The sequence below is a fragment of the Streptomyces eurythermus genome, assembly GCF_014649115.1.
GTDB classification, from domain to species: domain Bacteria; phylum Actinomycetota; class Actinomycetes; order Streptomycetales; family Streptomycetaceae; genus Streptomyces; species Streptomyces eurythermus.
The window spans coordinates 20,807-39,227 of record NZ_BMSK01000006.1 but is presented as its reverse complement, the minus strand read 5'-3'; the positions used below and the strand labels follow the sequence as shown (position 1 = coordinate 39,227).

Genomic DNA, 18,421 nt, shown 5'->3' with positions numbered 1-18,421 from the left:
GCACTCGCGTAGGCCACGTCCTCGTCCCGGAACACTTCGGCCGATCCACAGTCGATGAAAGCGGGCGGCAGCCCGGTCAGGTCGGTCGCCCGGGCAGGCGCGGCATAGACGGAGACGTCGTCGGTGCCGCGACGCTCACCCAGCAGCGCCGTCCACCCCGTCCGGTTGCTCTGACGGTCCCACACACCGACCCCGTCGAACTGTCCGCTCGAGACGGTCCGATCACGATCGTCGAGCATCGGGTAGATGAGCACCTGACCGATCAGCCGCGGCCCCTTGCGGTCGCGGGCCAGCAAGGCGGTACCGGCCGCCAGTCCGCCCCCGGCGCTGGCGCCCGCGATCATGATGCGGGCCGGGTCGATGCCGAGTTCGGCTGCGTGATCGGCCATCCACAGCAGACCCGCGTAGCAGTCCTCGACCGGGTAGGGATCCGGGAACTCCGGCGCAAGGCGGTACTCGACGGTCACCAGCACGGCGCCGTTGTCCACGACCCAGGGGATGACGTGCTGGATTCCGGCGAAGCGGTCGCCGGTCACCATGCCGCCGCCGTGGGTGTGGTAGATCCCCGGGCCCAGGTGCTGGTGGCCCTTGGGGGTGATGACACTGACGAGGATGTCATCGCCCTGGTGGCCGGCGATCGTCACGTCGCGGACGGTCACGCCCATCGCGTCGAAGTCCTCGCCGGTCAGCTGGTACGGCGGGTTGGCGCGGACCATCGGGATCATCTCCGCGGTGAACGTCAGTGGCCCTAGTTCGGCCATCTGGCCGAGCGTGTTCTCCAGCTCCGGGTCGAAGGGCGGGCGGGGCAGGGACGACATCGTCATGAGTTACTCCTTTGCTTGGGTCAGGCGACTGGCGCACTCCCGGTGAAGAGGGACCGCAGGCGAGGGGCGGGCCGCGCGGAGCGATCACGGCGCCGGTGCCCGGGCTGCTATCAGGGCCGTGGCGACCTCCTCCGGGCCGGGTGGGTGCGGTAGGGGTGAGCAGGGCGATGCGGGGGCGGCCGTCGGCGGCTTCGGCCTGGCCGGCGGCGTCGGGGGCTTTCGTGAGTCGGGTCCTGACAGGCGCACGTACTTCTCGGCCCGGAGACGTCCGCACTGTGCGATCCGACGGCCCAGGAGGCTGCTCCGACGTGCCTCCTCGGATCACGTCGGCAGGATGGCCGCTGCCCCGGCCCGGACGACCGCGCGGACGGCCTCGGGTTCCGGGACGAACGGCGGGCGGCTGCACACGGCCCGCAGCGGCTTGCTGCCGCGGCCCGCTCAGGCCGTCACCGGGTTCGTGCCCCCGGACAGCATCCGAGCGGTCGCATCCGGGCCGTGGCGTCCGTCGAACGCCTCGTAGGCGTCCTCGGTCTCGGCGTGCGTACGGCGGACCGGATCCCCCCGCTCGCGGTGGGTGCCGATGACGAACCGACCGTCCCGGACGGCTTCGACGACCTGTTCGCCCACTCGGTCGGGATCGGCGCCCGCGGCGAGTACCGCGTGGTCGGCTTCGGCGTCCTCACGGTTCAGCTGCCGTCCGAGCAGCCTGGCCTCGGCTTCCCCGGCGGTGAAGTTGATGCGGGTGGCGACGGTCCCCGGGATGAGCGGGGAGACGCCGACGTCGCTGTCCGCCAGTTCCTCGCGCGGCACCATCGTGAAGCCCACCCCGGCGAACTTCGACGCGGTGCAGGCTCCCACGTCGGCCATCGGCACCAGCCCGGAGACCGAGGCGGTGTTGAGGATGTGCGCTCGCGTGCCGCGGCTCTTCAACCGGGGCGGGAATGTCGACGCGCCGATGAACTGGCCGTCGGTGTTCACCCCGAGCCCCCACCGCCAGACCTCGAGCGGCGTCTCCTCGATCGGGCCGCCGCCGTTCCCGCCGGCAACGCTGCACAGGAGCGAGACCGGCCCGGGCGCTTCCCCGGCCCGGTCGGCCGCGGTCGCCCAGCTCTTCTCGTCGCGCACGTCGGGCCGTACGGCCGCCACGGTGCCGCCCGCGTCCGTCAGCTCCTGCGCGGCCTCGGCGAGCCGACCTTCGTCGACATCGGCCGGCGCTGCCTTCGCGCCGGCGGCGACGAGCGCCCGCGCGATGCCGAGGCCGATCCCGGACGCCGCGCCCATGACGAATGCCGCTGCGCCATCCGGCCAGTCCATGATGTGCTCCTTCACCCTGTCCACCGCTCACATTCCCCCCGTCCACCGCTCGCATCCCTCCGGTGAGCTGTCTCCATGCTGGACAGTGGACGCCGGAGCCGGGCACCGCCGTTCGCCGCAGATGTCGGCCGATCAGCCCGCCGTTCGAGCACGCCGTCGTGGTGCGAGGGGCCCTGCACCGCCCGATGGACGGCCGGGCCCAGCGGGCTGCGGCCGTCCGAGCGGCCGGACCACAGCCGGTACGGCTGACGGCTGCCTTGCCGGACACACAGCAGGCTCCTGACCGCGCAAACGGCGACCAGGAACTCTCGAACCAGCCGCGTCCGGCGGTCGGCCCGAGCATCAGCGCACGCGACGATGACAGCCGGACAATCCGACCGCGCGGCGGGCGCGCACACAGTCGGCCAGTCCGATGCCCATGACCGCAACGCGGCGCTCGGGCCGCGCAATACGCGGACGCAGGAGAAGCACCTGCGGTGCGCGCCGGCCCCGCAACGGTGACCGGCGGTCCCGGCCCATCAGGAAGAAGGAGCAGAACAATGAAGGCAGCACGGTTCCACGGCAAACACGATGCCGTCCTCGTCACTGTCGAATACCGGCTCGCGCCCGAACACCCCGACCTCGGGAACTCGGGGTGGACCCCGACAGACTGATCCTCGCCGGGCAGAGCGCCGGCGGCGGCCTTGCCGCGGGCACCGCCCTGTTGGCCCGCGACCGCAAGGGGCCGCGGCTGATCGGTCAGGTGCTCATCTACCCGATGCTCGACGATCGTGATCGGACCGTCTCGAGCGGACAGTTCGACGGGGTCGGTGTGTGGGACCGTCAGAGCAACCGGACGGGGTGGACGGCGCTGCTGGGTGAGCGTCGCGGCACCGACGACGTCTCCGTCTACGCCGCGCCTGCCCGGGCGACCGACCTGACCGGGCTGCCGCCCGCTTTCATCGACTGTGGATCGGCCGAAGTGTTCCGGGACGAGGACGTGGCCTACGCGAGTGCCCTGTGGGCAGCCGGCGTCCAGGCCGAACTCCACGTCTGGCCCGGCGGCTTCCACGGCTTCGACCTGACCGCGCCCCACACGGCTCTCGCGCACGCCATGACGGCCGCACGCAACAACTGGGTGGCCCGTATCCTGGGCTCCTGAGACGGCGACGCCGTCTCGCGGCGCCGGACTGCGCAGGCACCTTGCCCGGTGCCGCGGTCTTTCTTTCCCGGACGGCCGCCAACGCCACGCTGCCAGGACGTGTGAACCAGCGATGGCCTCGAACCGCTCGACCGACCCGAAGCCCGGTATCCCCTGCGTGCGGCATCGAGTTGGTCTTCTGGTGCGGCTGGCGATGTGGGAGGTCAGCCGGCAGGTCGCGGGCCATGGCCCCCGCTGAACACCCGCCGTACGCGCCTGACGGGCGTGTTCCTACAGCCGCCGGGCACCAGCGCGGGTCTGGGCGATCCAGGCCACCAAGCCGTCCGCGGTTCTTGGCGTGCGCCCGGTGGTCCGGTGAGGTGACCGAGTGAGGTCGCCGCTGCGGCCGTCGTGGCGCCGACGGCCGCAGCGGCGAGGACGGCGAGAGGAGTGCGATCGCCGGGGGACGCGCGTGTGCCTGTGCTTGATGTGTCAGGCATGCAGGACGACCTTTCCGGCGACGGTGCCGGACTCGGCCAGCCGCATCGCCTCGGCGACCTGGGTGAGGGGCAGTTCGGCGGCGATCCTGGCAGTGATCTCACCCCGGCGAAGAGCTTCGAACACCTCGGTGAGGTCGTTGCGCAGCCGGGCCCGGAAGCGGTCGCGGTTCAGGGCGCGGCCGGCCCAGACGTTGTAGAAGTAGGCGTGGCGGCGGTTGGGCAGCGTGTTCCACAGCCAGACCCGGGCCAGCAGCTTGAGGACGGGCCACTGCTTGGAGCCTTCGTCGTCGCGGGTGGAGGCGCTGCCGTAGGAGACGAGCGTGCCGCCGGGGGCGAGCAGGCTCCAGGAGTCGGTGATGCCGCGGCCGCCGACGTGGTCGAACACGGCGTCCACGCCGCGCGGGGCGAGTTCCCGGACACGGGCGGGGATGTGCTCGGTGCGGTAGTCGATCGGGGTCACCCCCTGTTCCCGCAGGGCGGCGTGGTGACGTGCGGAGGCGGTCCCGATCACCTGCGCACCGGCGGCCCGGGCGAGCTGGACCAGGACGGATCCCACACCCCCGTTGGCGCCGTGCACCAGAACGGTCTGGCCGGCGCGCACCCGGGCCTTGCGGTGCAGCATCTGCCAGGCCGTGATGCCGTTGATCACCACGGTCTCCGCTTCCGCGGCGCCTATTCCGTCCGGGACGGGCACCAGGTCGGCGGCGTCGAGCATCACGTGGCTGGCCCATCCGCCGACCTTCAGCAGCGCGGCCACCCGTGTGCCGACCAGGCCCGCGTCGACGCCCTCACCGGTCGTCGTCACCCTGCCGACCAGGTCGTAGCCGGGGACGAACGGAAAGGGCGGCTGGTCGTAATAGCGACCGCGGCGCATCTGCTGCTCCGCGAAGGAGACACCGGTGGCTTCCATACGGACCACGACCTGGCCCGGACCGGCGGTCGGAACGGCTCCGTGCCGCACCTCGAGCCCCTCCGGCTCGACCCTGCCCGGCAGCACGACCTCGACCATCGTTTCCGCGTTCGTTTCGGCGTTCATGAGGACCTCCCTCGACCACCAGCTCTGTTAGTGGCTGGCACTTTCGTTAGAAGTTATAACTCCAACAGCGAGTGACGGTCAAGAACATTCGTAATAGGGTCTAACCACTAACCCCCTGCGGCACCTGACGCGGTGAGGGGCGCCCATGGCGATCACGCTGGGGCCGCAGACGGCGTGAGAGGGCGCGGCCGGTCGCGGGCCAGGGCCGCCAAGGGGTCATCGGACAGCCGGTCGTGATCGCCGACGCCCGCGGCCGAACCCGCTCAGCGGCCGACGGTGGTATCCGCCCCGCCCGGGGCCGGCCGTCGGCCCGGCGCGCCGTCGTCGTCCAGGTCCTCCAGGAAGCCGCCGAGGATGTCGGTCACCTCGTCCAGCGTGCGGGCGCTGAAGAGGACCGGCTGGTAGCCGCGGATGTCGTAGGGGGTGGCGAGCATGGCGCCGATGTCCAGCGGCCGGACGTCGGCCGCGGACAGCCGGCCGATCTCGCCGTAGGACGACAGCAGGGCCGCGCCGTACGCCTTGGGGACCCCGCCCTCGTCGAGGACGCCGTACTCCAGGGTGAACCAGTACACGTCGCTGATCATCTGCAACACGTCCGCGCGCTCCACCCGCATCGCCGCCTTCCCGATCAGGCGGTAGATCCGGGCGAACGCGGGCGAGGCGAGGTGGATCCCGTGGCCGAAGACGTCGTGGATGACGTCGGGCTCGGGAGTGAACAGCGGTACGGCGGGGTGCCGGACGAACTGCACCGCGTGGAAGTAGCCGTCCGCCATCGATCCCAGGAACCGTTTGTTCTCGACCACTCCCCCGGCAAGGGTGAAGTCGAACCCCGTCAGCCGCCGCAGGCGGGCACCGACCTCGGCGTGCTGCGGGATGCGGTCCGCGGGGATCGGGGCCTGCTCCCTGGCCTCGAGGGCGGCACGGCACGCGTGCTCGCCCTGGGCCGACCACAGCGCCCGGTGGACGGTGCGCCAGGTTCTCTCCTCGTCCTCGGTGTAGTCCACGGGCGGGGACGGGTCGCCCACCCGGTGGCCTCGGGCCCGTGAGGCGATCTCCCGGCGCCGGAGCAGATAGTCCGGATCGCTCAGGCCGGGGTGCTCGCCGGCCTCGCCCAGTCGGCCGTCGGCCGCGACGGGCGTTCGCACCTGGATGCCGCTCATCAACCGATCATTCCTTCCCGGTCCCGGTCGGTCGGGCGGTACTCGTGGCAGCGGACGCGTGTCCCGGCCGGCACCGGACCGGCAGACGGCACAGCGTCCGTACCGGCGGACGGCTCGGTGACCGGGTCGAAGCGCACAGCGCCGGGACGGCGGTTTCGGGGTGTGGACCTGCGCGGTCACCCCGGGTGCCGCCTGAGGCGTCTCGGTTCGCGTGGCCGCCGCCTCTCACGGCGGCCGGGGCCGCGGGCCCGGACCGGCCGGCGACGAGTCCCCCGGACCGACTGTTCAGCTAGCTCACTCGTTCGAGTGCATCGAGCGTGGCGCACGCCTTCCGTGGACAGTCTCCTCTCGGCACGACCGTTCGGCCACCGGCGCGGGGTGGCGGTTCGGCGTGGTGGTCCTGCCGTCACCGTGGGTGTGGGTCAGCAGGGGGGTACGCCGACGCGGGAGGGCCACGCCCGTGCGGGAGGACGGCGCCCGCGCGGTGGAGTCGGCCGCTCGGCGCCACCCGTCCGCCTACGGCGCCAAGCCCCCGGCTCACCGCCGTACCCTCCCGGACCGCGCCGCTCCGGCGGACCGGGGCGCAACCGGACGCACCGGAGACCCACCTCTCGGGCGGGGCGCGACCGGACGCACCGGAGACCCACCTCGCGGATGGGGCGCGGCCGGACCGGCCGGGGCCCACCATGTCGGCGCCGCGCGCGGTCCGGGGCCGCGGGCCAGGCGGCCTTGCCATTGACGTGCGGGTCAGGGTTTAGCGTGTGCGCGCTCGACCGGCCGGAGCCACCGCGCTCCCGGCCACCGGACGCGTCGGCACGCCCGCACGAACCGTCCCGCTCCCCTCGTCCGCCACTCCCCCAGGAGGTCACGCATGACGTCGGTCCCCCAGCGGATCAGCCGTGAGGTACGGCTCGCCGCCACGCCCGAGGGGCTGCCCACGCCCGCCGACTTCGCCCTCGCCGAGGTCCCGGTGGGTGCCCCGGCGCCCGGTCAAGTCCTCGTCCGCAACCGGCAGTTCCTGGTCTACGGCGGACTGCGCACCCTGCTCGGCGGGGCGGCGAAGGACACTCCGGTGCCCGTGCTGAGCCCGGGAGACACGCTGTACGGGCCGGCCGTCGGCGAGGTCGTCCTCGCTCCGCCGGACAGCCCGCTGCGCCCGGGCGACACGGTGACGCACCTGCTCGGCTGGCGTGAGTACGCCCTCGTACCCGAGGCGGAGTGCGCCAGGGTCGACCCGGCGCTGCCCGACCCGGTAGCCCGGCTCGCCTCCGGCTCCGCCGCGTACGGGGCGCTGACCCGGGTCGCCGGTGTGCGCGAGGGAGATGTCGTCCTGGTCACCGGGGCCGCCGGCGGGGTGGGTTCGCTGGCGGGGCAGATCGCCCGGCTGCTGGGCGCCGCCCGGGTGATCGGCACCACCGGCTCACCGGAGAAGGCAGAACGTCTCGTCGCCGAGCTGGGCTACGACACGGTGCTGACCGCCGGGTCCTGGCGCGAGAGGGGCGGCTCGGGGAACTCCCGGGAGGCGTACCGGGCCTTCGCCGGTCAGCTCGCCGAGGCCGCGCCGGACGGCATCGACGTACTCCTCGACACCGTGGGCGGCCCCCAACTCGGCGCCGCGGTGGACGCCGCCCGGCGGGGCGCCCGGTTCGTCCTGGTCGGGGCGTTGTCCGGGCAGTTGGCCGCAGCCGGTCCGGGCGCCGCGGCCCCGGCGGAGATCGACACGTTCCGGCTGATCGTCAAGGGTGTGTCGGTGCGGGGGTACCTCGGCACCGACCATCCCGGCGTGGAGGCCGAGTGGACCGCGCGGTTCGCCGACTGGCTGCGGTCCGGCCGGATCCGTCTCCCCCTCACACGGATCGCGGGCATCGATCGGGGTCCCCGGGCGTTGCGGGAACTGATCGAGGGCAAGCGATTCGGCACGGTCGTCGTGGAGTTGCCGGAACATGACTGACGACCGCTGCCCCGGACTGCGGGAGGTACGCATCGTGCGGATCGGTGACGCGGCGGCGGCCGTGGGGACGACGCCCAGGGCGCTGCGTTTCTACGAACAGCGCGGCCTGCTGCCGCCACCGCCGCGCACGAGGTCGGGGCAGCGGGACTACGGCCCCCGGGAACTCGCCGTGCTCCGTGTCATCCGGGAATTGCTCGCCCTCGGGCTCACCGTCGAGGATCTGCGGGGCATCGCCGGCCGGCTCCCCCTGCTCGCCGTCCACCCGGCGCCGCGGTGCGGGGCCACGGCGCCGGACAGGGGCGGGCCGGGAGTCGTCGGGGAGGCGGTGGTGGAGCGGCGGATCGCCGCGCTCGACGCGGAGATCGAGCGGCTCACCCGGCTGCGGGACGGGCTGCGGGCGGGCCTGTCCGCACGGCACGGCGGTGACGCCCCCACCCCCCGCCGCACGACGGCCGAGTCGGGCCTGTCCGCACGGCACGGCGATGACCGACCGCGGCGCTCGATGGCCGGGTGAAGCAGGGCGGTCGTCGAGAAGGTACGGAGCGGGCGGGGCGGACTCACGGGGTGCGGGTCGTCGCCCACAGCAGCAGGGCGGCGCAGCTGAAGGCCGCTCCGAGAGCGGACACCCCGGTCCATCCCGCCGCCGCGTACGCCAGTGAGGAGCCGGTGGCGCCGAGGGCGCTGCCGGCCGAGTAGAAGATCATGTAGCCGCCGATGATCCTGCTTCCCGCGTCCGGGCGCACCGCGTGGATGAGGGTCTGGTTGGTGACGTGCACGGCCTGGACGGCGAAGTCCAGCAGGACCGTTCCGGCGGCGAGCGCCCACAGCGACTGCCGGGTGAACGCCAGCGGGAGCCACGACAGGGCGAGCAGGACCAGCGCGGTGCCGGTGGTGCGCTGCGCGAGCCCGCGGTCGTTCCAGCGGCCGGCGACGCCCGCGGCCAGCGCGCCGGCCGCCCCGGCGAGCCCGAACGCGCCGATCGCGGTGTGCGACAGCGACCACGGGGGGCTGCTGAGGGGCTGGACGACGCTGCTCCACAGGGTGCTGAAGGCGGCGAAGACGAGGAGCGCCAGCGCCCCGCGCACCCGGAGCAGGCGATTGCGGGCGAACAGGGCGACGGTGGACGCGAGCAGGTGCCGGTACGGAAGCCGGGCCGACGGCGGCGGGCCGGCCGGCAGGGCGCGGCGCAGCAGCACGGCGAGGGTGGCGGTGACGGCGGCCGAGAAGAGGTAGACGGACCGCCATCCGGCCAGGTCGGCCAGGACGCCCGCCACCGTGCGGGCCAGCAGGATGCCGGTGATCACCCCGCTGGTGACCGCTCCGACGACCCGTCCCCGGAAGGCCGGAGCGGCGAGGTGGGCCGCCGCGGCGACCATGGTCTGGGCGACGACGGCGAGCGCGCCGACCATCGCGAGGGCGGCGAGCAGCACGGCGGTCCCGGGTGCCAGGGCGACCGCCAGCAGAGCGGCGGCGAGCAGGCCGAGCTGGAGCGTGATCAGCCTCCGGCGGTCGGCCAGGTCACCGAGCGGAACGAGCAGGAACAGGCCCGCCGCGTAGCCGGCTTGGGTGACGGTGACGATGGCGCCGAGCAGGCCGGAACCGAGCGAGAACCGCTCGCCGAGGGTGACCAGCAGGGGCTGGGCGAAGTAGACGTTGGCCACCGCGCTGCCGCAGGCGATGGCGAAGAGCCGGACCAAGCGCGCGGGTGGCGGTCCGGTCGGCGCGAGCGCGGTGTTGCGGGCCGTCCGTCCGCTGGTCGTGGAGCAGTCACTCGGCATACGGCACCCTCCCCATGGTGGTTGCAAGTTGCTACCTGACGGACTCTAGGGCGCGCTGGTAGCATGTTGCAACCAGGAGTGAAGGAGGGGAGCCCGATGGTCGCCCGCACCCGGCTCGACGCCGACCCCTGCCCCGTCGCCCGGTCGATCGACGCCATCGGCGACTGGTGGTCGCTGCTGATCGTGCGTGACGCCTTCGACGGCAGCCGCCGCTTCGGCCAGTTCCAGCGCAGCCTGGGGATCGCCAAGAACATCCTCACCACCCGGCTGCGCGCGCTGGAACGGGCCGGCGTGATGGAGACCGTACCGGCCTCCGACGGCAGCCCCTACCAGGAGTACGTGCTCACGGAGAAGGGCCTCGCCCTCTTCCCCGTGATCGTCGCGCTGCGCCAGTGGGGCGAGTCCCACTGCTTCGCCCCCGGGGAAGCGCACTCGCGGCTCCTCGACCGGCGCGACAGGCGCCCGCTGAGCCCGCTGGAGATCCGCTCCGGCGACGGACGCCCGATCGGCCCGGAGGAGACGGTCGTCGAAAAGCTCGGCCCCGCCGACGGCACCCGTTAGCGGACCGGCCCCGCCCGCGAGGCGGGTTGCACCGGCCGGCCCGCGGGAGTTCCCTGAACGTACCGGCGGCGCGGCGGAACCACGGCCGCGCGAACCGGCCGGCCCAAGGCCGCACACCGCCTCGGGCGCGGACGAGCGAAGGGCGTGTGACAGCGGTGCGAGACGCGCGGGACACGGAGTCCGACGAGCCGGCGGCCCTCGGCGGGGCCGGGCCGCCGGACGTGCTCGCGGTGGCGTCGACTCCCCGCACGGCGGTGGCGTGGCTGCCGCCGCCCCGGCTCTGGCCGCCGATCCAGGACATCCGCTGGGAGCACGATCCGCAGGTACGGCGGTGGCCGCCGCATGTGAACGTGCTGTTCGGGTTCGTGCCGGAGGAGGAGTTCGGGCGGGCCGTGCCGCTGCTCGGCGCCGCGGCGGCGCGCACCCCGGCGTTCACGGCACGGCTGTCCGGTGTGCGTTTCTTCCGGCATCGGCACCACGCCACGGTCTGGCTCGATCCGGCCGCCGCCGGTCCGGCACCGTGGGCGCGCCTGTACCGGGAGTTGGAGCCGTCGTTCCCGCTGTGCCGCGGGCGTGGCGGGGGCTTCACCCCGCATCTGTCGCTCGGCCGCACCCGGGACCCCCGGCGCCTGGCCGCCGAGTGCGCCGTGCGGCTCGGTGCGCTGTCGGCGACGGTCGGGGAGCTGGTCGTCCTTTCCCGGCGCGGTGAGGGTCCCATGCGGCCCCGGGCCGTGATCACGCTGGGCACGGGCGAGGTCCGCCGGCCGGCGGAGGATCTGAACTGTCCCGGGTACGACTGAGGGTGCGCGCGGACGGCCGGAGCAGGACGTTCGGCCCGGGCGCGTACGGCGGGCGCGGGCGGTGGGCTCGCCGGAGGTCTGGCGCCGGGCGACGCGGGCGGGGGTGGAGGGGGCGACCGCCGCCGGCCCGGGGCGCGGGCCCGGCACGGCGCTCACCTTGCGGACGTGGGGCGGCGGCCCGGCGCGGCGTTCACCTCGCACACGTAGACCAGCACGCGGTCGTGAGGCCGGGAACCGGCGCGGCACGGCCGGCCGGGGCCGTACCGGCAGCCGCACACCCGCGGGTGCCTCGGTCCCCGGTACGGCCCGGTGCTGATCGGTCACGCCGGCCGCTCCCTCACCTCCCGTGGGTCTTCGTGGCCGGTCTCGCGGCCGCGTGACCGAAGTGGCACGGGAGGTGGGGCGGGAGGGCCGGTGCCGGCTCGGTCAGTTCAGCGGCGCGGGGGCCGGGGTGCCGTAGAAGGTGACCGCCGGCCAGCCACGGGACGCCAGGAACTTGTTGATCGCGTCGGCGATCTCCTGCGGGGTGACGGAGTAGGCCGCCGGCGTCTCGGCGTTGGCGATGCTGAACTTGATCTCCAGCTCGGAGGGCGTGTCCGGGCCGATGTTCCGCTGCGACCGGCCGCCGAAGAGCGTCCCCTCGGGGAAGGTGGCCGCCGTGCTCGCCGACTGGGCCTGGACTGCCTGGGCGGGCTGGGCTGCCTGGGCGGGCGACGCCGAGGCCGTACCTGCGATCACCGCGCCGGCGGCGGCCGTCCCCGAGTACCCGATCAGGGACCGCCTCGAAATGCTGCTCATAACTCCCCCTCGTTTTCCTGGCCTTCGGGTGTTTCCCGAGGCCACCGCTTGATCGTAAACGCATGCGAGGCCGACGGGGGCAGAATGATCCCGTCCGTTTCACGGCGGTCCGGGGCCCGGGTGCGACCGGTCGTCGCCGCGCACCCCGGACCGGCCGGGCGCGTACGTTCACCGTGGCCGGCGTTCAGGCGGAGACGTCCCGTCGGGCCGTGCCCCACTCCCACATGCCGCGCAACACCGGTTCCAGCGCGCGGCCGGGGCCGGTCAGCTCGTAGCGGACCCGGGGCGGCCAACCGGGGATCCGGTGGCGTTCGATGACACCCGCCCTGGTCAGCTGGACCAGCCGGTCCGAGAGGACCTTGTCCGAGAGGGCGGGCAGGGCGGCGGACAGCTCCGTGTAGGTGGCCTGGCCGCGGCGCAGGAACTCGCGGAGCACCAGCGGGGTCCACCGGCCGCCCAGGGCGGCGAGGGTGATGTCGACGGGGCAGCGCGGCTCGTCACCGGGCGGCACGAGGGCGTCGTCCGGGCAGTCCGCCAGCGGGCCGTCCCGGTCGGGTGTCCGCCGGTGTCCAACCGTTTGGTGAGTCACGAGGGCACCTCCTAGCGTCGGTCGTGAACAGGCCACCCATAACGCGCTGTACAGGGGCATCATGCGTATTCATCATCTCAACTGCGGTTCCATGCGGGAGATTCCACCGCTGTACGAGGAGTCCTCCGGGGCGGGTGCCGTGGACCGGGCACGGCCCCTGGTCTGCCATTGCCTGCTCATCGAGACGGACGCGGACGGGCTGGTCCTGGTGGAGACCGGCCTCGGCACCGCCGATCTCGCGGATCCGGAGCGGTCGTTGGGGGCGGGCTGGGTGGCGTACGCGCGGCCCGCGCTGGACCCGGAGGAGACCGCGCTGCGCCAGGTCGTACGGCTCGGGTACGCGGCGGCGGACGTGCGGCACATCGTGCTCACCCACCTGCACCGCGACCACACGGGAGGGCTGCCGGACTTCCCGCACGCGCGCGTACACGTGCACCCCGGCGAGTACCGGGCCGTCGGCGATCCCGCGGCAGCGCACCACCGGCACAGCCTGGACCGCTTCATGCCGGCGCACCGGGCACACGGTCCGCTGCTGACTCCCGCGCCGGTGGCGGAGCGCGCGGAGTGGTTCGGTTTCCCGGGCGTGGCGCGACCGGAGGGACTGTCGTGCGAGCTGCTGCTGGTGCCGTTGCCCGGTCACTCGGCGGGACACGCGGGCGTGGCCGTGCGCGACGGCGACGGACGGTGGCTGCTGCACGCGGGGGACGCGTACATGTACCACGGGGAGCTCGACGCCGACCCGCCGTTCGCCCACCCCGTCCTCGAACCGGTCCAGCACGGCGCGCAGACCGACGCGGCGGCGCGCGTCACGACCCGCGACCGCCTCCGTTCCCTCAAGCGCGCCCACGCCGACGAGGTCACGGTCTTCAGCGCACACGACCCCTGGGAGTTCGCCCGCCTCGCCGCCCGGTGACCGGTACGCGCTCGGCCTCGCCCGCCGGCGCGCCGCACGGCCCGGCGGCGGAATTCCCGGCCGGATCCGGCCGGCCGAGGCAGGGCGGCAGCGGGGCCGGAAGTCACTGTGTGAGGCTGTAGAAGCCCATCGGCGAGTTGGGCCGGAATCCGATCCTGGGGTACACCGGTGCCCCTGCCGCCGTCGCGTGCAGGGTGGCGCGGGTCAGGCCGGTGGCGCGGGCGCCCTCGTACAGGGCCTTGCGCGTCACCGCCTCGCCGTAGCCCCGGCGTTCCCACTCCGGCGCCGTGGCGACGAGTACGACGAACAGCCGGCCGTCGGCCTCCACCGTCGCGGCGCAGGTCACCGGGACGCCGTCGCGCAGGCCGAGGTAGGCGTGCGCCTGCTTCTTCCACAGGGTGGAGCCGAGGAGTCCGTCGCGGCCGTCCTCCAGCGGGAAGCCGTAGGCGCGCGAGTTCAGGTCGGCGTACGCCCGGAGGTGGTCGTCGGTGGTCACGCGGGCGAACGTCAGCTCCGGGTGGGCCGGTTCGGGGATCGGGAGGAAGTCTCCCGCCATGCCGGTGCCGGGGAAGGCGTACTCCAGCCCCGCCTTCTCCGCCTCCGCCCGGACCCGGGCGCGGGCTTCGGCGCCGAGGAGGTCCTCGAAGAGCCACAGGAACCCGGGGTGCCGCTTCGCGCGCATGATGTCGGCCGCCTGGCGCAGGCGTTCCCCGACCAGCGCCGCGTCCGCGTCGACCTCGGTCAGCGTGACGCAGTTCCAGAAGGCGAACCGGCAGTCGGCCCAGCGGACGGCGATGCCCGGCAGGTCGCGCACATCGGCGCCCGGATCACGGTCGAGCACCATGGCGCGCCAGACCAGGGCGAGTTGCTCCATCGATTCGATCGACTCCGTGCGGTCCGTCATCCGGGCTCCTCGGGGGGTGGAGTTGAGCGGCAAGCCCACCCAGTAATACGCCACTCGGCCGTGTGTGTCGCGCATCCGCGGCACGGGTGGGTCATGCCGCGAGGGCGCGTGCCGGGCCGGCGGCCCCGGTGTGCGCCCGCGCCCGGTGGAGGGCCTGGCGGATGGACGTCGCCGGCACGTCGATGCCGACGCGTTCCCCGGCGTAGGCGCGGACCAGCGCGGGCATGCGGAACCGGCCGGGTCCGGGTTCGGTCAGCAGGTGGGCCGCGCACAGCGCGTCGAGGTGACTCCGTACGGCCTGTTCGCACTCCCCGGCGAGTGCCACGGCCAGGGCGGTGTCGGTGCGGTCCAGCGGGTGGAGGGCCAGGAGCCGTAGCAACTTCCGGGCGCCAGACGTCAGTTGGGCGTCGGAGGCCGCGATCGCCGCGCGGACGCCCTCCTCCAGGGCGAGCGGGACGACCGTCTCGCGGTGGTAGTCGGCGAGGGTCCATCCGGTGTGCTGCCGCATGTGCCGGCCGATGAGGGTCAGGGCCAGCGGGAGGTGTCCCAGGTCGGCGGCGATCCGCCGGAGGGCGGCGGTGTCCGCGGCGAGGGGATCGGCGCCCGCCGTCCGCCGCAGGAGTGCCACCGAGGCATCGGGGGCCAGGGGTTCGACGGTGAGGCGGACGGCGCCGGGCAGCGCGCGCGTCTTGCGGCGGCTGGTGACCAGTGCGGGGCAGGCAGGGTCCCCGGGGAGCAGGGGTCGCACCTGCTCGGTGTCCACCGCGTCGTCCAGGACCACCAACGCGCCGGTGCGAACAAGGAGTTGCCGGTAGAGGGCGGCGCGGGCGGCGACGCCGTGGGGGATGCGGTCGCCGGTGACGCCGAGCAGCCGCAGGAAGGTGTCCAGCACGGCGGCGGGGTCGGCGGCCGGGCAGGCCGGCGCGGAGCCGCGCAGGCGGGCGAAGAGCACGGGTGCGCCGGCGGGGCTCCGGGCGGCGACACGGCGGGCCACGTGCAGGGCCAGCGAGGTCTTGCCGGCGCCGGCGGCGCCTTCCAGCACCACCACGCGCGGCCGCCCCGCGGCCGTGAGGGCGGCCTCGGCGGCGGACGCGGCCCGGGTCCGGCCGAGCAGCGGGGACGGCCCGGCGGGCAGCCGGTCGCAGGCGCGGACGCGGGCAGCCGCCTCGGCCTGTCCGAGGACCGTACGCAGCGCCTGCCGCCACAGGGCGACGGTCGCTTCGTCGCCGCCCGCGAGGGCCCGTACGACGGCCAGCAGCAGGTCGGGGTTGGGCCGGCGGCGGCCCGGCAGGAAGCAGTTGCCGATGGTCGAGCGGGCCGGCCACTCGGTGCGCGGGCGGCCCGCGCGGCGCCAGTCCTGGTGCACACGGCGGGTGATCTCGGTGATCGAGGGGCCGCCCGCCCATGCCTTCAGCAGCCGCAGCTCGCCGATGAAGTCGTCCATCGTGCGGGCCTTGCCCGGATCCAGTACCTGCGGCACGACCATCCTCCCCCGTGGGACACCTGGGCCACGAACAATAACTTGGAACGCCCGTTTCAAGTTAGGGGCCGGAGGAAGCCAACTGTCAAGCACGGTTCATTGATTGGCGTCGACGAATCGCCCGGACGTCCGGCTCAGACGGCGGGTGACCGGCCGATCGAGTCCAGTGCGGAGGTGACGGTCGCGCGCAGGGCGCGGGCGTCGGCTCCGGCGCGGGAGCGCAGGTTCACTCCGTGGGCGAGCAGGGCCAGCACGTCGGCGGTGGGCCCGGGGTCGACGCCCGGGGCCAGTTGTCCGCGCTCCTCGGCCGCGACGAGCGCGGCGCGCAGCGCGTCCCGCAGGTCCTGGTGGTGCCGTTCGAGCAGGGCGCGCACCTCGAAGTCGCCGTACTCGGCGCCGGCCTGGGCGTTGACGGCCATGCACCCCCAGCCGGCGTGCTCGCCGGAGCAACGGGCCGCTATCAGGCCGTCGAAGAAGTCGGCGACGGCGGGCAGCCCACGGCCGTCCTCCGCCAGCCGGCGGTACTTGGGCCCGGAGCGCAGTTCCACATAGCGTTTCAGCGCGGCGAGGTACAGCTCCCGCTTGCCGCCGAAGGTGGCGTACAGACTGGAGCGGTTCAGGCCGGTGGCGGTGACGATGTCCTGGATCCCGGTCGTGGCCATGCCCTGGCGCCAGAACAGGCGCAGCGCGGTGTCCAGAGCCGCGTCCGGGTCGAAGTGCTTGATGTCCGGCATGCCCCACCCGCCATCCTGGAATCGTGGTTCCAGGATACTGCGGGGCCGGGTACGGCGAACGCCGCCGTCCCGGCGGGACTCGGCGGCGTCCAGGATCGTCCACGATGTGCCGGACCGGCACGGCTCGGGGCACATGCTGCGGGGCATGTACCGCATACCCGCGCTGTGGCCCACGGCCTACGGGCCCCGGGTCCGCCCGCTCCCTCGCCTGCTCGCCCGTACGGCCGTCCGGCTGACCGACTTCGTCCGCGCGCTCGCTGTCGCGGACCACCGGCCGTTCACCACGCTATGAGCATCCGGTTCCGCCGTGCCCGCTCGCCCGGCGTTCCTCCCCGGGAGGGCGTCAGACGTACTCCGCCCGGTAGCGGGCCACGATGCTCTGGGCCTTCGCGACATCGGCCGCGTACTGCGCCGCCTCGGGGGCGGGCACGCCCTCCTCCGCGGGGACGCCCAGCTCGGTGAAGAAGCGCTCGAAGCCGGCGGGCGTGAAGATGATGAGCATCTTGCAGGGCTCGTCGCCGACGTTCTTGAACGCGTGGACCTTGCCCTTGGGCACGAAGACGAACGCACCGGCCCCGACGATCTGCTTCCGCTTCTCGTTGGAGATCTCCAGCTCGCCCTCGATGAGGTAGAAGGCCTCGTCGCTGTCGTGGTGGATGTGGAGCGGCGGGCCGCCGCCCGGCGGCACCATGGCCTCGATCAGGCCGAGCGAGCCGTTCGTGTTCTCCTTGTCCGCCTTGATCGTGTAGTGGTCCCCGAACACCCAGCGCGCCGGTCCTGCTTTCGGCGGGATGTGGACGATGCCCTCGAATTCCTCGAAGCTCAAGGTTTTCCCTTCTCCACGGGTGTACGCGTGCTCCCTCAACTCCACAGGGCGGCGGGCTTCGTGGGCATCACGTGTTCACGGGGTCTCGCGGCGGGTTTCCCTCGCCGTCCCGGCGGCCGCCAGGGCGGTCGTACGCACGCGCCGGCTCCGCCCGGCGCGAAAAAAACCAGGTGAACACGTGATGGCGCGGGCGGCGGTTACGCCCATCGTGGTGCGTGCGCGGCGCGTGCGACGTGCGCGTGCACGCAGGTAGCGACGATGGGATGAGAGACATGACTGATCGCTTCACCGGCAAGGTGGCGCTCGTCACCGGTGGCGGATCCGGGATCGGCCGCGCCACCGCCGTGGCCTTCGCCCGCGAGGGTGCCACCGTGGTGGTCGCCGGACGCACCTCCGACCGGCTGGTCGAGACGGTCGAGCTGATCGAGAAGGACGGCGGCACGGCGAGCTGGGCGACCGCCGACATCGCCGTGGAGGCAGATGTCGAGGCGCTGGTCAGGACGGTCGTGGAACGGCACGGCGGCCTGGACATCGCGGTCAACAACGCCGGATACCTGCCCGAGCCGGCCGGGCTCGCCGAGCTCGCCGAGGACGTCTTCGAGCAGACGCTGCAGATCAACCTGCTGGGGACGTGGCGGTCGATGAAGCACGAGATCCGCCACATGCGGGCCCACGGCGGCGGTGTCATCGTCAACGTGGGCTCCGTGGTCGGCGCGCATCTGACGATCCCGGGGGCCGGCGCCTACGGGGCGAGCAAGGCGGCGATCGCGGCGCTCGGGCGGAGCGCGGCGCGTGAGTACGCCGCCGACGGGATCAGGGTGAACACGCTCAGCCCGTCCTCGATGGACACTCCCATGTCACTGCTGGAGAACGAGACGCCTCAGGAGCGCGTGGAGCGCGCCAAGGGCATGTTCCCGCTCGGCCGGATCGGTTCCCTGGAGGAGGGTGCGGCCGCGGTGCTGTACCTGGCCTCGCCGGAGTCGGGCTTCGCCCTCGGCCACGACCTGGTGATCGACGGCGGCATCACGGCCTGACCGCCGCCGGGAGATTCCGGGCATGACCGTGCCCCGGTCCGTCGGCGGGGGAGGCAACGGGCCGGGGCACGGCGCTTTTCGGGTACGCCCGCGGTCAGC

Annotated in this window: 18 protein-coding genes and 1 pseudogene; 8 read left to right on the top strand and 11 right to left on the bottom strand. The window is 73.7% G+C overall.

What is annotated here, in order from left to right; translation table 11 throughout:
* Both IE251_RS12640 and IE251_RS12635 read right to left on the bottom strand, forming a co-directional pair.
* On the bottom strand, positions 1 to 824 hold an 824-nt coding region (locus IE251_RS12640; RefSeq protein WP_189753342.1), incomplete at its 3' end, for an alpha/beta hydrolase.
* A 438-nt stretch (positions 825 to 1,262) separates the two neighbouring features.
* On the bottom strand, positions 1,263 to 2,138 hold the full coding sequence (locus IE251_RS12635) for an SDR family NAD(P)-dependent oxidoreductase (RefSeq protein WP_189752993.1): 876 nt from the start codon (positions 2,136 to 2,138) through the stop codon (positions 1,263 to 1,265).
* Positions 2,139 to 2,710: 572 nt separating this feature from the next.
* Here IE251_RS12635 and IE251_RS12630 point away from each other — a divergent pair.
* A pseudogene (locus IE251_RS12630) lies at positions 2,711 to 3,279 on the top strand (alpha/beta hydrolase fold domain-containing protein); the annotation flags it as partial.
* Between the two features lie 471 nt (positions 3,280 to 3,750).
* On the opposite strand, the gene IE251_RS12625 reads toward IE251_RS12630, so the two are convergent.
* Together IE251_RS12625 and IE251_RS12620 are read right to left on the bottom strand one after the other, a co-directional pair.
* The gene (locus tag IE251_RS12625; protein WP_189752992.1) at positions 3,751 to 4,794 is read right to left on the bottom strand and encodes a medium chain dehydrogenase/reductase family protein; all 1,044 of its coding nucleotides are present in this window, start codon (positions 4,792 to 4,794) and stop codon (positions 3,751 to 3,753) included.
* A 263-nt stretch (positions 4,795 to 5,057) separates the two neighbouring features.
* On the bottom strand, positions 5,058 to 5,954 hold the full coding sequence (locus tag IE251_RS12620; RefSeq protein ID WP_189752991.1) for a phenylalanine 4-monooxygenase: 897 nt from the start codon (positions 5,952 to 5,954) through the stop codon (positions 5,058 to 5,060).
* Positions 5,955 to 6,825: 871 nt separating this feature from the next.
* Here IE251_RS12620 and IE251_RS12615 point away from each other — a divergent pair.
* Complete coding sequence (locus IE251_RS12615; RefSeq protein WP_189752990.1) at positions 6,826 to 7,905, top strand: MDR family NADP-dependent oxidoreductase; 1,080 nt, start codon at positions 6,826 to 6,828, stop codon at positions 7,903 to 7,905.
* 34 nt (positions 7,906 to 7,939) lie between these two features.
* Complete coding sequence (locus tag IE251_RS12610) at positions 7,940 to 8,419, top strand: MerR family transcriptional regulator (protein ID WP_189753341.1); 480 nt, start codon at positions 7,940 to 7,942, stop codon at positions 8,417 to 8,419.
* Between the two features lie 43 nt (positions 8,420 to 8,462).
* On the opposite strand, the gene IE251_RS12605 is transcribed toward IE251_RS12610, so the two are convergent.
* Positions 8,463 to 9,683, bottom strand: coding sequence for an MFS transporter (locus IE251_RS12605; protein WP_189752989.1), 1,221 nt, complete (start codon positions 9,681 to 9,683; stop codon positions 8,463 to 8,465).
* A 96-nt stretch (positions 9,684 to 9,779) separates the two neighbouring features.
* On the opposite strand from IE251_RS12605, the gene IE251_RS12600 reads away from it, so the two are divergent.
* Both IE251_RS12600 and IE251_RS12595 read left to right on the top strand, forming a co-directional pair.
* Positions 9,780 to 10,244: a winged helix-turn-helix transcriptional regulator gene (locus tag IE251_RS12600; RefSeq protein ID WP_189752988.1), complete on the top strand. Its 465-nt coding sequence runs from the start codon at positions 9,780 to 9,782 to the stop codon at positions 10,242 to 10,244.
* A 146-nt stretch (positions 10,245 to 10,390) separates the two neighbouring features.
* Entirely contained in the window at positions 10,391 to 11,044 is a 654-nt protein-coding gene (locus IE251_RS12595) for a 2'-5' RNA ligase family protein (protein WP_229896717.1), read from the top strand.
* A 426-nt stretch (positions 11,045 to 11,470) separates the two neighbouring features.
* On the opposite strand, the gene IE251_RS12590 is transcribed toward IE251_RS12595, so the two are convergent.
* Together IE251_RS12590 and IE251_RS12585 are read right to left on the bottom strand one after the other, a co-directional pair.
* Positions 11,471 to 11,842 carry a hypothetical protein gene (locus tag IE251_RS12590; RefSeq protein WP_189752987.1) on the bottom strand — a complete coding sequence of 124 codons (372 nt, stop codon included), beginning with the start codon at positions 11,840 to 11,842 and terminating at the stop codon, positions 11,471 to 11,473.
* A gap of 184 nt (positions 11,843 to 12,026) precedes the next feature.
* A complete protein-coding gene (locus IE251_RS12585) occupies positions 12,027 to 12,431 on the bottom strand; it encodes a winged helix-turn-helix transcriptional regulator (protein WP_229896716.1) in 405 nt (134 codons plus the stop codon).
* Between the two features lie 61 nt (positions 12,432 to 12,492).
* On the opposite strand from IE251_RS12585, the gene IE251_RS12580 reads away from it, so the two are divergent.
* Positions 12,493 to 13,344 carry an MBL fold metallo-hydrolase gene (locus IE251_RS12580; protein WP_189752986.1) on the top strand — a complete coding sequence of 284 codons (852 nt, stop codon included), beginning with the start codon at positions 12,493 to 12,495 and terminating at the stop codon, positions 13,342 to 13,344.
* 103 nt (positions 13,345 to 13,447) lie between these two features.
* On the opposite strand, the gene IE251_RS12575 is transcribed toward IE251_RS12580, so the two are convergent.
* From IE251_RS12575 to IE251_RS12565, 3 genes are all read right to left on the bottom strand, one after another.
* The gene (locus IE251_RS12575; protein ID WP_189752985.1) at positions 13,448 to 14,248 is read right to left on the bottom strand and encodes a GNAT family N-acetyltransferase; all 801 of its coding nucleotides are present in this window, start codon (positions 14,246 to 14,248) and stop codon (positions 13,448 to 13,450) included.
* Positions 14,249 to 14,339: 91 nt separating this feature from the next.
* Positions 14,340 to 15,728, bottom strand: coding sequence for an NB-ARC domain-containing protein (locus IE251_RS12570; protein ID WP_189752984.1), 1,389 nt, complete (start codon positions 15,726 to 15,728; stop codon positions 14,340 to 14,342).
* 134 nt (positions 15,729 to 15,862) lie between these two features.
* Positions 15,863 to 16,462: a TetR/AcrR family transcriptional regulator gene (locus IE251_RS12565; RefSeq protein WP_189752983.1), complete on the bottom strand. Its 600-nt coding sequence runs from the start codon at positions 16,460 to 16,462 to the stop codon at positions 15,863 to 15,865.
* Positions 16,463 to 16,607: 145 nt separating this feature from the next.
* On the opposite strand from IE251_RS12565, the gene IE251_RS12560 reads away from it, so the two are divergent.
* Entirely contained in the window at positions 16,608 to 16,754 is a 147-nt protein-coding gene (locus IE251_RS12560; RefSeq protein WP_189752982.1) for a hypothetical protein, read from the top strand.
* A 51-nt stretch (positions 16,755 to 16,805) separates the two neighbouring features.
* Here IE251_RS12560 and IE251_RS12555 read toward each other — a convergent pair whose 3' ends face one another.
* Positions 16,806 to 17,288: a cupin domain-containing protein gene (locus tag IE251_RS12555; RefSeq protein WP_189752981.1), complete on the bottom strand. Its 483-nt coding sequence runs from the start codon at positions 17,286 to 17,288 to the stop codon at positions 16,806 to 16,808.
* Positions 17,289 to 17,560: 272 nt separating this feature from the next.
* Here IE251_RS12555 and IE251_RS12550 point away from each other — a divergent pair, with 272 nt between their 5' ends.
* Positions 17,561 to 18,322, top strand: coding sequence for an SDR family NAD(P)-dependent oxidoreductase (locus tag IE251_RS12550; RefSeq protein WP_189752980.1), 762 nt, complete (start codon positions 17,561 to 17,563; stop codon positions 18,320 to 18,322).
* Positions 18,323 to 18,421: the final 99 nt, after the last annotated feature.